General features: G+C 44.3%; 12 protein-coding genes. All 12 read left to right on the top strand.

The genetic code is table 11. The annotated features are described in order from the left end of the window. Positions 1-12: 12 nt before the first annotated feature. The 12 genes from MHI08_RS15635 (at position 13) to MHI08_RS15580 (ending at position 12,656) form a co-directional block, all read left to right on the top strand. Positions 13-1,035, top strand: coding sequence for a glycosyltransferase (locus tag MHI08_RS15635; protein ID WP_342499754.1), 1,023 nt, complete (start codon positions 13-15; stop codon positions 1,033-1,035). Between the two features lie 5 nt (positions 1,036-1,040). Then, positions 1,041-2,069: a polysaccharide pyruvyl transferase family protein gene (locus MHI08_RS15630; protein ID WP_286098749.1), complete on the top strand. Its 1,029-nt coding sequence runs from the start codon at positions 1,041-1,043 to the stop codon at positions 2,067-2,069. A gap of 28 nt (positions 2,070-2,097) precedes the next feature. Then, positions 2,098-3,612, top strand: coding sequence for an MATE family efflux transporter (locus MHI08_RS15625; protein ID WP_342499753.1), 1,515 nt, complete (start codon positions 2,098-2,100; stop codon positions 3,610-3,612). Between the two features lie 20 nt (positions 3,613-3,632). Further along, positions 3,633-4,226 (top strand): sugar transferase, encoded by a 594-nt coding sequence (locus tag MHI08_RS15620; protein ID WP_083703981.1) that lies wholly within the window; start codon positions 3,633-3,635, stop codon positions 4,224-4,226. Next, positions 4,189-4,875, top strand: a complete 687-nt coding sequence (locus MHI08_RS15615) for an acetyltransferase (RefSeq protein ID WP_342499752.1) — start codon at positions 4,189-4,191, stop codon at positions 4,873-4,875. Before MHI08_RS15620 ends, MHI08_RS15615 begins: the two co-directional genes overlap by 38 nt. Continuing rightward, positions 4,875-6,056, top strand: coding sequence for an aminotransferase class I/II-fold pyridoxal phosphate-dependent enzyme (locus tag MHI08_RS15610; protein WP_342499751.1), 1,182 nt, complete (start codon positions 4,875-4,877; stop codon positions 6,054-6,056). The genes MHI08_RS15615 and MHI08_RS15610 overlap by 1 nt, the downstream gene beginning before the upstream one ends. Before the next feature lie 149 nt (positions 6,057-6,205). Beyond that, positions 6,206-7,828 (top strand): nickel ABC transporter substrate-binding protein, encoded by a 1,623-nt coding sequence (gene nikA, locus MHI08_RS15605; RefSeq protein ID WP_342499750.1) that lies wholly within the window; start codon positions 6,206-6,208, stop codon positions 7,826-7,828. An 18-nt stretch (positions 7,829-7,846) separates the two neighbouring features. Continuing rightward, complete coding sequence (nikB, locus tag MHI08_RS15600; RefSeq protein ID WP_041115631.1) at positions 7,847-8,791, top strand: nickel ABC transporter permease subunit NikB; 945 nt, start codon at positions 7,847-7,849, stop codon at positions 8,789-8,791. Then, positions 8,788-9,621 (top strand): nickel ABC transporter permease subunit NikC, encoded by an 834-nt coding sequence (nikC, locus tag MHI08_RS15595; RefSeq protein WP_342499749.1) that lies wholly within the window; start codon positions 8,788-8,790, stop codon positions 9,619-9,621. Before nikB ends, nikC begins: the two co-directional genes overlap by 4 nt. A gap of 4 nt (positions 9,622-9,625) precedes the next feature. Further along, positions 9,626-10,441, top strand: coding sequence for a nickel import ATP-binding protein NikD (nikD, locus tag MHI08_RS15590; protein WP_172400669.1), 816 nt, complete (start codon positions 9,626-9,628; stop codon positions 10,439-10,441). Positions 10,442-10,454: 13 nt separating this feature from the next. Then, the gene (gene nikE / locus MHI08_RS15585) at positions 10,455-11,270 is read left to right on the top strand and encodes a nickel import ATP-binding protein NikE (protein WP_342499748.1); all 816 of its coding nucleotides are present in this window, start codon (positions 10,455-10,457) and stop codon (positions 11,268-11,270) included. Between the two features lie 60 nt (positions 11,271-11,330). Continuing rightward, on the top strand, positions 11,331-12,656 hold the full coding sequence (locus MHI08_RS15580; protein ID WP_342499747.1) for an MATE family efflux transporter: 1,326 nt from the start codon (positions 11,331-11,333) through the stop codon (positions 12,654-12,656). Positions 12,657-12,658 lie beyond the last annotated feature (2 nt).

The raw sequence follows: 12,658 nt of genomic DNA, 5'->3' as shown, positions 1-12,658 counted from the left end.
GGGCATGCTGTAATGCCAGCTATCAGTCTATTGGTCGCAGTTTACAATACGAGTCAATATGTGGAGCAATGTCTTCAATCAATTGCAGATCAAAGTTTTTCCGATATAGAAGTCATTCTTATCAATGATGGATCGACCGACCGCAGCGGTGAATGGCTTGAAGCATTTGCTGAGCGTGATGAGCGTTTCCGGGTAATCCATCAATCCAATCAAGGGTTAGGCGCTGTGAGAAACCGGGGCATCGAGGAAGCGAAAGGGACGTATCTCGCCTTTGTGGATTCAGATGATATTCTCGCTCCTCATTACTGTGAAGCTATGTATGAAAAAGCCGAAATGACCGGGGCAGATCTTGTTGTGAGCGAGTATTGGATTCAATTTGAACAGTCAAAGCGAACGATAGAAACGACGCTGTTAGACAAGCGCTCAGCCGAAAAAACGGATGTAATCAAAGCGTTATTACACGGAGACTTGACTGGATTCTCATGGAATAAGCTGTATCGGCGTGCCTTTATGGAAAATCACAACATTCGATTTCCGCTGCGGGGTGAGCTTGAGAACATTGAAGATCAATATGTGACGCTGCGCTGTTTTTCTTTAGCACGCAGTATCGCCTTTGTTCATGAGCCTCTTTATTATTACAGGGTTCATCTGTCATCTATTGTACAGCGATATCAGAAGCAGTATTTTCATCATGGACTGACCTTTTATCATGCACAGCGCTCTTTTTTAAAAGAGCATGATGACATCTCTCTATATGAGAAAGCATTAGACTTTTTTATCGTCAATCATACGCTTCATTGTATGCTCAACGAATGGAAGAGCCAAAATGATCTCTCTATTCAGGAAAAACTTGATCACATGCGTGAAATGGTCACACATGATGCCTTTCAGCATGCTGTCAAACAAGTGGAACCATCGAAGCTCACAGTACGAAAGCGAATGATTTTATTTCTTGCTAAGTGCCGATTGGTTTATCCGCTTTCTGCCGCGGCTTCTAGCTATCAAAAATGGATCGAATATCAGACAAGGAAATAGGGGTGATGGGATTGACAGTGCAGCAATTGAAGGCAAAAACCGCAGAGTGGCTGCTCTTAAAGGTCAAATATCCGCTTGAGTATAGACTGAGCCGCCAAAGGCTGCCAGAGCTGAGTCAACAGAAGAAAATCATTCTCACGCTGCTGCCGGGCCATGATAATTTAGGGGATCATGCGATTGCCTATGCGAGTTATTGTTTTTTAAAGAAACACTTTCCAGCCTATAACATCATAGAAGTGGACATGAAAGAGATCTACCGCCTTGCCCGTCCGCTAAAGCGCAGCCGGCATCCAGAAGACATCGTCTGTATGATCGGTGGGGGCAATATGGGGGATTTATACCGGTACGAAGAATGGACGAGACAATTTATCATCAAGACCTTCAAGTCTTATCCCATGATCCAGCTGCCTGCTACTGTACATTTTACAGAAACAAAGAGAGGGAAACGAGAGGAACGCCGTGCCATTCACACGTATAGTCAGCATCCAAGACTGCTCCTCATGGCAAGAGATCAAACAACCTATGAATGGATGAAGCAGCATTTTCCTGATCAAAATGTGTGGAAACAGCCTGATATGGTGCTGTCATTAGATGAATCATCAAAGGATGAAACACGTGAAGGGGTTCTGCTTTGTCTGCGTGAGGATCAAGAAGCATATCTCACAAAGGAGGAGCGCCAGCAGCTGCAGCAGCATATCCAAGAGACATATGATCAAGTCGGTTTGATCACAACGACAATTGGCAGACGAGTCGATCGAACAACTCGCTTAGAGGAGTTAACGTCTTTGTGGACGGAGTTAAAACAAGCGCAGGTCGTCGTGACAGATCGTCTGCATGGCATGATCTTTTGTGCGATCACTCATACACCGTGTGTTGTCCTTAGATCGTTTGATCATAAGGTGATGGAGGGATTTGAGTGGGTGGCTCACCTTCCGTTTATGACCCTTTTAAAAGAACCAAATGAGGCCGCTGTGAAAGAGGCTATTCATCAGCTGATGAAAACAAGCGGTCAAAAGGGAGAGGAAGCTGGATGAGGGCTCTTAAACGCTGCGTGAAAGCACAATGAATCGAGCGTTTCTTTATAATGCCAGTGCGAACTTAATCACGTTTGTCCTGATGATGCTTATGTCTGTTTGTTTAACACCTTATATTGTTCATACGCTTGGAGTGGAAGCATTCGGCTTAATCCATCTGACGCAAAATATGATCAACTATTTATCGGTCATTACGGCTTCGTTAAGTGCGGTTGTTGTGCGATTTTTTTCTGTGGCGGCTCATAAAGGAGAGATGGAGAAGGCGCAGCGCTATCTCGCTTCCTATTTCGTCAGTTCGTTTTTACTATCTATTAGTCTCTTTTTGCTTTGTCTTTTCGTGTCTTATCAGCTGGTTGAATGGCTTCATGTGCCTGTTCATCTCGTGAAAGACACACAGACCGCCTTTATTTTAGGGGGTCTTTTATTTATGCTCAATTTCGTCATGTCTGGCATTGGGGCTGCTCCGTTTTATGCGAATAAGCTCTATGTATCAAGTATTGGACAGGCGATTCAAATGTTTTTGAGGGCGCTGATGATTGTCATCCTGTTTACATGGACGACACCAGCCATTTGGCATATTCCACTTGCGGCCGTCATTGGAAGCTTAGCGGCTATGGGAATCGGTATCTATTATTTTAAGAAACTCATCCCTTGGTTTTCGTTTAAGTGGCGGCACGTCTCATTATCGTCTAGTCTCACTCTTGTTCGATCAGGGGTCTGGCATTCATTTGAGCAAATGGGGATTTTGTTGTTTTTACAAATTGATTTATTGATGACCAACTTGCTCATTGGAGCGGAAGCGACGGGCCAGTATGCGGCGATTTTACAGTTTCCATTATTATTACGCACACTGGCAGGGACACTGGCCGTTGTGTTTGCACCAACGATCACGAAATTTTATTCGAATCAGGATAAAGAGGGACTCATTCAATATGCTGCAAACGCCATTAAGTGGAGCGGTTTATTTGTTGCGTTCCCAGCCGCCCTTCTAGGAGGTCTCGCTGGTCCGCTCATGCTTTTATGGCTTGGGCCTGCCTTTGAAGAGCTGAAATGGCTTCTCATGATTCATGCGGCTTATTTATGTTTGACCTTGATGTTTTTACCACTCACATATGTGCCGACCGTGTTTAATCGATTGAAAGTTCCTGCGGTTGTCACACTTATATTAGGTGTATCGAATGTGCTTTTTGCCTATGGATTGACTCATATGCTACAGCTAGGTTTATATGGCATTGCATCAGCAGGGGCAATGGTTTTATTGATCAAAAATATCGTGTTTCTGCCTTTTTATACGGCCAGGATCACGAATCAGAAACGTACCATCTTTTACAAGCATGCGCTGGTTCCACTTGCAGGAGCGCTATTCATTTGGGGCATCTGCGTAGGGATTCAGGCGGTATATAACGTGACTTCATGGTGGGAGCTGTTTTGTATTGGCGGGCTTTGTTTCATTCTCTATATGGGCTACTTGTATCTGTTTGCAGGAACAAAACGAGAGCGGATGCAGCTGATGCGTAAGGTAAAACATGCGGTCTCCCGCTAATATGAAAAGGAGATGCAATGATGAAAAGAATGATAGATGTGACGGTGGCATTGACGCTGCTCATCGCAGGCAGTCTTCTTTTTCTTCTCATCTATGGACTGATTAGATGGAAAATTGGAACGCCTGTGGTGTTTCGGCAGAAGCGGCCTGGTCTGTATGGCCGGCCTTTTATGCTATATAAATTTCGAACGATGACCGATGAACGCGATGAACATGGGGTGCTGCTGCCAGATCATTTGCGATTAACAAAAACTGGCGCCTTGATTCGAAAGCTTAGTCTTGATGAATTGCCGCAGCTAGTCAATGTACTCAAAGGAGAGCTCAGTCTTGTCGGGCCAAGACCGCTTTTGATGGAGTATTTGCCTATGTATACAGAAGAACAAGCAAGACGTCATCTTGTGAAGCCCGGCATAACAGGATGGGCACAGGTGAACGGCCGAAACATGCTTTCATGGGAGGAGAAATTCACCTATGACCTTTGGTATGTCGAGCATCAATCGTTTTGGCTCGATATGAAAATTTTATGGATGACCTTGCTGAAAGTCATGAAAACAGAGGGGGTGCAGCAGCCGGATCATGCCACAGCTGAAAAATTTAAAGGAACCGATATGTAAGAAGCAAACCATTGGTTTAATTGGGGCCGGAGGACATAGCAAAGTCATCCAAGATCTCATTTTTGCACATGCCGATTACTCATTATGTGCGGTATTAGATGATCAATTTGAAGAGGCGGTCACTGAAAGCGGGATTTTGTATGGACCGATCTCCATGAGTGAGCAGCTGAGAGAGACAATGCCTCATATGAAATGGCTGATTGCGATCGGACAAAATGAGATCAGACAGCTCATCAAGGAACGCCTCTCATTTGAAGACACAGCATATGCCACACTCATTCACCCAGAGGCGGTCATGAGTCCGTCATCTGTCATTGGAAGGGGGACTGTCGTGATGGCAAGGGCAGTGGTTCAAGCAGATGCAGCCATCGGTGAGCATACGATTATAAATACAGGGTCTATCGTAGAGCATGACTGCATGCTCGAATCGTTTGTGCACCTGTCACCAGGCGCGGTGCTGACTGGCGGTGTATCCGTGCGGGAAGGTGCCCATATTGGGGCTGGTGCCGTGGTGACACCCGGTACAACGATCGGAAGCTGGTCCGTCATTGGTGCTGGAGCAGCAGTGACAAGAGATATACATGATCAGAAGGTCGCTGTAGGTATTCCAGCAATGGAAATCAAAGACCGGAAAGAAGGTGGAATTTAATGAAAGAAGAAAGGAAGCGAATTTACTTATCTCCTCCGCATATGAGCGGAAAAGAGTATCTCAAAATAGAGGAAGCCTTCAAGAGCAACTGGATTGCGCCGCTTGGACCGCTTGTGAATGAATTTGAACAGGCAGTGGCGGACTATGCAGGAGTGAAGACAGGAGCTGCTTTATCCTCAGGAACAGCAGCGATTCACCTTGCTTTAAAGCTGATAGGTGTTCAAAAAGGAGACATTGTCTTTTGTTCCACCCTCACGTTTGTTGCAACGGCAAATCCGATTTTATATGAACAAGCGGAGCCCGTTTTTATTGATTCTGAAAGGGAGACATGGAATATGTGCCCGCTTGCTTTAGAAAAAGCCTTTGTTGAATCAAAACGTCTTGGGAAAAAACCCCGCGCGGTCATCGTTGTCCATTTATATGGGCAAAGTGCAAAAATGGACGAGATCATGGCTCTGTGTGAAGCATATAATGTACCAGTCATTGAGGATGCCGCTGAATCGTTAGGTGCGCTTTATAAAGGAAGAAAAAGCGGCTCAATGGGCAGGTTCGGTATCTATTCTTTTAATGGAAATAAAATCATTACAACATCAGGGGGCGGAATGCTTGTGAGTGATGATGAAGCTGCGATTGAACGATGCCGCTTTCTTGCTTCACAGGCCAGAGAACAAGCGATGCACTATGAGCATCAAGAGATGGGATACAACTATCGCATGAGCAACCTCTTAGCAGGGGTCGGGATTGCTCAAATGGAAGTGCTGGACGAGCGTGTTGAACAAAAGCGCCGCATTTTCCAGCGTTATCAGGACGCTTTATCAGAAGCAGAGGGACTTCATTTGATGCCAGAATATCAAGAAACGAAATCCAACCGCTGGCTGACGGCATTGACCATTGATCGTGACACACAATTGTTTCCAGCAGATATCATTGGTGCTTTAGAAAAAGAACAAATCGAAGCAAGGCATGTATGGAAGCCGCTGCACCAGCAGCCGCTCTTTCGTCATTGCCCTTTTTATACTGCGGAAAAAGGCACTCCTGTATCTGAGCTGTTATTTGAGCGGGGGCTTTGTCTTCCGTCTGGAACGAGCATGACAGATGCAGATCAGGAACGTATCATCCATATACTCCATGACATGCTGCGAGAAAAAACATTTACCTCTTCACAGGCTGCTCATTCGTAAGCAGCCTGCCTCTCTTTCTATCAAATTCCTCAATTTATGGAATAAATAGGAATAAGTATTGTCATTTCGTTTCAAATATGATATTGACAACGGCTTCCTTCCTCCTTAAAATGAAAATGATTATCAGCATCAATTAGGAGGAACAACTTATGTCTATTTGGAGAAATTTTCCGAAAATTAAAATAAATTCAGTATTACCATTCCTGCTTATTTTCTTTTTACTAGTAGGATGCTCTCAAACAAACAATGGAGCAGAAGGCAATAAGGATCATCCTGATATGATCACAATGGCGTGGCCAAGAGATATTGGTGAAATGAATCCACACGTATACAACCCATCACAATTATTTGCGCAATCAATGATTTATGAGCCGTTGGTCAGCTATCAAAAGAATGGTAAGCTGAAACCTGAATTAGCGAAATCATGGGATGTTTCAAAGGATGGCAAGGTGTATACGTTCCATTTAAGAGACGGAGTGACATTCTCAGACGGGTCTGAATTTAATGCGGACATTGTCAAAAAGAACTTCGATACAATTTTAAAAAATAAAGATTTACATAGCTGGTTAGGTGTCATTAAGAAAATCAAAAAGACAGCAGCCGTTGATAAAAAGACATTTAAACTCACATTAACAGCACCATATTATCCAACTGTGCAAGAATTAGCCGTTGTTCGTCCAGTTCGTTTCTTAAGTGAAGCAGGTTTCCCTAAAAACGGAGATACGTCAAAAGGAATTGAAAAACCAGTGGGGACAGGCCCTTGGGTTTTAAAAACATATAAGAAAGATGATTATGCCATTTTCGAACGAAACGATCATTATTGGGGAGAAAAACCAAAGGTAAAAGAAATCAAGGTAAAGGTCATCCCAGATGCGGAAACGAGAGTCATGGCATTTGAAAAAGGTGATGTGGATTTACTTTACGGAGAAGGAACCATTAGCCTTGATTCTTACAAACAGCTTGAGGCAAGCGGCAAGTATGAAACGAAAATGTCAGAGCCTGTTGCAACGAGACAGCTTGTTATGAACACAAAAGTGGATCAGCTGTCAGATGAGAAAGTGCGTCATGCCCTTCAATATGCCTTCAATAAAAAATCAATGGTAGAAGGGGTCACCTCAGGTTTAGAGGATGAAGCAGATCACATCCTGCCGACTAACATGCCGTATACGTCACACATTCAAGTGAAGTCTTTCAAATATGATGTGGACAAAGCCAAAGCATTGCTGGATGAAGCGGGCTGGACACTTCCAAAAGGAAAATCCGTTCGTGAAAAAGATGGGAAAAAGCTTGAGTTTAGTATGATGTATGACTCAGCGGAATCGATTCAAAAAGCGATGGCGGAAACGCTGCAAGCAGAATGGGCAGCCGTTGGTGTCGGCGTCAAGCTTGAGGGTGTGGATTTGGCCACACAGGTTCAACGCTTTAAAGCCAATAAGTTTGATATGAACTTCTTTAGCAACTACGGAGCGCCGTATGATCCGCATACATTTATGAACGTTCTTTCATCAGATGGTTTTGGATTCAAAGAAGCCATTTCAGCCTACCCAAATAAGGAAAAGCTGATCAAAGAAATGACGGAAATTCCATCCACAACAAATGAAAAGCAACGCAAAGCGCTGTATTCATCTGTCTTATCCTCTTTACAGGATCAAGGGGCAATTGTGCCAATCTCTTATTTTAAAAAGACAGCCGTTTATCAAAAAGCTGTGAAGGACTTTGAATTCCCTGCAAATCGTGATGAACATCCTTTCACAGGCATTAAGCTGAAGTAACAGAAGGAAGGTAAGGAAATGGGCCGCTATATCGTCAAACGAGTGCTATCAATTATTCCTGTATTTTTATTAGCCACACTGCTCACAACTGGTATGATTCACCTCTCGCCAGTTGACCCGGCTGAGGCATATTTAGCAGCGGCTCATATCCAGCCTACAGATGAAATATTAGCGCAAAAACGAAGTGAATTCGGCTTAGATGAGCCGTTTTATATGCAGTATCTTCATACCATTGAAAAAGTCATTCACCTTGATTTCGGCAGGTCGTATATGTCCAATCAGCCTGTCGTTGATGAGGTGATTTATCGAATACCGGCGACGATTCAATTGGCGCTTACCAGTCTGCTGATCGCTATTTGTGTCAGCATTCCGCTCGGCTTTTTCAGCGGTATGAGGAAAAATGGTGCCGTTGATCATGTGAGCCGGCTCATTTCTTTCTTAGGAGCATCTATCCCGACGTTTGTCTTGGGGTATTTGCTCATCTTCTTTTTTTCAGTGAAGCTTGACCTCTTACCAGTTGAAGGGATTGGAACATGGGAGCATCTCATTCTGCCGTCGATCACACTGGCAGTCCCTTTAATTGCTACGTATACAAGGCTGTTACGGTCAAGTGTGAGTGAGGCGCTTCAAGAGCCTTTCGTTCAATATGCGAGAATCAGAGGATTGAAGGAACAATCGATCATGTTCAAGCATGTGTTCAGAATGGCGATATCGCCAATGCTGACCGGACTAGGTGTGAACCTTGGCAAGCTGTTAACAGGAACCATTATTGTAGAGGCCGTTTTCTCATGGCCAGGGTTTGGCCGCTTTTTTATTGAAGCGATCTTTAACCGGGATCTGCCTGTCATTCAATTTTATGTCCTCATGTCAGCCTGTATTTTTATCTTGAGCAGCTTGATCGTTGACTTAGTTCAGCTGATCATTGACCCCCGTATTTCTAGAAAGGAAGGCCGCCAGCAATGATGACAAAAGTAAAACATCTCTTCTCTCATCAAAAGATGATCTCGATCTGCGCTTTGCTGCTCGGTCTCCTGCTGATTGTGACAATATGTGCACCATGGATCGCTCCACATGATCCGGCAGCTGTCAATCTAGCAATGAAGCTAAAGGGATCTTCATGGGAGTATCCTCTTGGAACGGATCAATTAGGACGATGCAATTTATCTCGTATTTTATATGGTGCGCGTGTTTCGCTCGGCTGTGCGTTATTAATCTTTCTTTCTTCGTTATTCATTGGTTTAATTGTCGGCCTCTTTTCAGGATACAAAGGCGGCTGGATCGATCATGTTTTGATGAGAATCTGTGACGGCGTCATGGCATTTCCCAACCTGGTGCTGATCCTTGGATTAGTCGGCATCTTCGGTCCGGGACTTCCTCAAGTCGTACTTGCCTTGATGCTTGTGCAATGGGTATATTATGCCCGCGTCTTCCGAGGAATGGTGCTGAGTTTAAAAGAACAGAACTTTATTGCAGCTGCAAAAATCAGTGGAACCTCGCATTGGAACATCATGAGAAAGCATATGATTCCCAATATCCTGCCGCCATTAGCAGTCATTGGAACACTCGAAATGGGATGGGCGATTATGGACATTTCTGCGATGTCTTTCCTCGGATTAGGGGTTCAGCCTCCTATGCCTGAATGGGGAGCGATGATTCATGAAGGGAAATCTTACATTCAAACGAATCCTCAGTTAATGCTGTACCCAGGGCTTGTGATCATGGCTGTGGTGATTCTGTTTAATTTACTAGGAGAAGCCCTTTCAGAGAAATATGGCATCAAACGCCGTGTGTAAAGGAATGATCAATGTGCAAGAGTCCATTTTACAAGTAGAGAACCTGCATGTGCAGACGAAAACACCTCAAGGGAAAAGCCCTCTTATTCAAGAAGTCTCGTTTGAAGTAGGGCGCGGTCAAATCCTTGGATTAATTGGTGAGAGCGGCTGCGGGAAAACAGTGACAAGTATGTCGATCTTACGTATGCTTGATCGAAAAACAACTGAAGTCACTGGCAGTATCACATTACAGGGACGAGAATTGATCGGTATAAGTGAAAAGGATATGCGTTCCATTCGGGGCAAAGACATCTCGTATATTATGCAAAATCCAATGAACAGCTTTACGCCGGTATGGACAATCGGTCATCAGCTGGTTGAAACCATCCGCCGGCATACTGCTGTCAGTAAAAGGAAGGCACAAGCACAGGCAATGGATGCGTTAGCGCAAATGAATCTGCCGCAGCCAGATCAGCTGTTCAATAAGTATCCTTTTGAATTAAGCGGAGGGATGCTGCAGCGTGTCATGATTGCCATGGCTGCCTGTATGCACCCGCCCCTCATCATTGCAGATGAGCCGACAACCGCATTAGATGTACACAATCAGAAACGGGTGCTTCAGCATCTGAACCAAATTCGTCATGAACATGGAACGGCCATTTTACTCATTACTCACGATCTTGGTGTCATTGCTGAAATGGCAGATCAAGTTGTCGTCATGAAACAAGGAGAAATTGTTGAAAAGGCAGGAGTTCTTGAACTTTTTGAACAACCAAAGCATGATTATACAAAAAAACTATTAGCAGCTCGTCCATCTATCCCAGCTGTTTGCCCGATTTGAGGTGAGAAGGCCCTTGTATTTATTAGAAGTGAAAGCAGTCAGTCATGCATACAACAGCCGGTCGTTTCTAATGAGAAATAAAAGCGCAGCCCCTGTTCTGAAAAGCGTCGATTTAACTATTGAAGAAGGCACATGCCTTGGGCTGCTGGGACAAAGCGGCGCAGGGAAAAGTACACTTGGCCGCATCATACTTGGTTTAGAGAAACCAAGAGCTGGACAGGTTCTTTTTAAAGGTCAGGATGTCTATTGTTTAGATCAGCCAACACGTAAGCATTTTCGCCGGCATGTGCAAGCGGTGTTTCAGGATTCCTATTCGGCGGTAAATCCAAGGTGGACAGTCGAACAAATTTTATCTGAGCCGCTTGAAAACTATGAATCTATGAGCCGGAAGGAACGTAAAAACGTACTGATTCACTGGCTGGAAAGAGTCGGGCTCGGTGAAAAGGATTTGTCTAAATATCCGCACCAATTCAGCGGCGGCCAGCTGCAAAGGATCAACATCGCTAGAGCTTTATTGCTCCAGCCAAAGCTCATTGTACTTGATGAATCTGTCAGCAGCTTAGACATGGTGACGCAGGCTGTCATTTTAGATTTATTAGTAGAATTAAAGAAGGAGCTGGGTGTGGCTTACTTATTTATTACACATGATATGACAGCAGCCTATCACTTATGTGATCAATTGGCGATTCTTGATCAAGGAGAGCTTGCTGCCCAATTTCAATCAAAGGATGAATTTTTTTCATCAGAAAAGGAAGCGGTGCGGAAAATGAGAAATGCAATGCTCGCAGACCATCCTTTGTCACGAACGATTGGCAGACCGGTTCGGTAAAGCTTTATTATCAACGCCTCTTTGAGAAGAGGCTATTTTTCATGAAAGGCAGGTGGCGTCGTGAACCATCGAGCGTATTTAGCTTTGGCCATTCCTTTAACGATTTCAACGATGACCACTCCTTTACTTGGAGCTGTTGATACAGCGGTTGTCGGTCAGCTCGCAAATCCCGCTTATATTGGAGGCGTTGCGGTTGGCAGTCTCATTTTCAGTACATTATATTGGCTGTTTGGTTTTTTGCGGGTCAGTACATCTGCTTTTGCTGCCCAGGCAAACGGTGCACAGAATGAGGAGCAGGGCGTTCTTGCTTTTCTAAGACCTTTTTTCGTTGCCATCATTGTCGGACTTTGTTTTATTGCCCTGCAATGGCCGATCATTCAATCTGCTTTTCTAGTGATCTCTCCTGATGCTGATGTCCGTCAATTCGCCGCAGACTATTTTCATATTCGCATTTGGGGAGCGCCATTTACTTTAATGAATTATGTCATATTGGGCTGGCTGATGGGGATGGCAAAAATGAAAGAAGCTCTTTCATTACAAATCTTGATCAATGTTATGAATATGGCCCTCGCATTTCTGCTGGCTCATGTGTTTTCGTTTGCAGTCAAAGGAGTTGCGGCTGCGACATTGATATCTGAAATAACCGCTTTTGTGTTAGGGGCATGGATCATCATGAAGCATTCGTCAAACGGATTCCAGATGCCTTCCATCAAGAAAATCATGAATACTCAGGCAGTGCAGAAAATGTTTCATGTGAATAAGGATTTGTTTATTCGTACGATCTGTCTGCTAGTGGTCATCAACATGTTTACGGCAAAAGGTGCTTCTTTTGGTACAGAGCTGCTGGCAGCCAATGCCATCTTATTTCAAATTCACTACATCATGGCTTATTTGTTCGATGGTTTTGCCAATGCGTCCAGCATCCTTGTTGGCCGATCAGTTGGTGCAAATGACCGCACCCTCTATGAAAGAACCTTAACCCTTTCGAGGCAGTGGGCACTTGTCATGGCATGTGTCATTGCGGCGGTTTATTTTCTATTAAAAGAGCCGATATTGAGCTTGTTTACAAATCTCCCTCAGCTGCTTGATGTGACATTACGCTATGCAGACTGGCTCGTTCTTTTTCCGTTTGCGGCTTGTTTCGGTTTGGTCATTTACGGCGTATTTACAGGTGCGACAGAAATTGCCCCTGTTAGAAATTCGATGCTGTTTGCGATGATTTTGTTTATCGTTGTTCAAACCGCGGTCACGCCCCTTTGGCACAATCATGGCCTATGGTTTGCCTTTATCATTTATACTGTCGGGCGGTCTGGCTTTTTGATGATGTATAAATCGAGGCTGGATCAGAAGCTGTTCGCAAATGATCAACACCCTTTGCCATCTTGACA

The sequence above is a fragment of the Bacillus sp. FSL M7-0791 genome (genome assembly GCF_038627085.1).
Classification (GTDB): Bacteria; Bacillota; Bacilli; order Bacillales; family Bacillaceae; genus Bacillus; species Bacillus safensis.
The sequence above is the reverse complement of the archived record's forward strand: the minus strand, read 5'-3'. Positions and strand labels throughout refer to the sequence as shown.

Bases quoted from the DNA above. Each gene is read 5' to 3' on its own strand.
- MHI08_RS15635 (WP_342499754.1), top strand. From the start codon at position 13: ATGCCAGCTATCAGTCTATTGGTCGCAGTTTACAATACGAGTCAATAT.
- MHI08_RS15630 (WP_286098749.1), top strand. From the start codon at position 1,041: ATGGGATTGACAGTGCAGCAATTGAAGGCAAAAACCGCAGAGTGGCTG.
- MHI08_RS15625 (WP_342499753.1), top strand. From the start codon at position 2,098: ATGAATCGAGCGTTTCTTTATAATGCCAGTGCGAACTTAATCACGTTT.
- MHI08_RS15620 (WP_083703981.1), top strand. From the start codon at position 3,633: ATGAAAAGAATGATAGATGTGACGGTGGCATTGACGCTGCTCATCGCA.
- MHI08_RS15615 (WP_342499752.1), top strand. From the start codon at position 4,189: ATGCCACAGCTGAAAAATTTAAAGGAACCGATATGTAAGAAGCAAACC.
- MHI08_RS15610 (WP_342499751.1), top strand. From the start codon at position 4,875: ATGAAAGAAGAAAGGAAGCGAATTTACTTATCTCCTCCGCATATGAGC.
- nikA (WP_342499750.1), top strand. From the start codon at position 6,206: ATGTCTATTTGGAGAAATTTTCCGAAAATTAAAATAAATTCAGTATTA.
- nikB (WP_041115631.1), top strand. From the start codon at position 7,847: ATGGGCCGCTATATCGTCAAACGAGTGCTATCAATTATTCCTGTATTT.
- nikC (WP_342499749.1), top strand. From the start codon at position 8,788: ATGATGACAAAAGTAAAACATCTCTTCTCTCATCAAAAGATGATCTCG.
- nikD (WP_172400669.1), top strand. From the start codon at position 9,626: ATGATCAATGTGCAAGAGTCCATTTTACAAGTAGAGAACCTGCATGTG.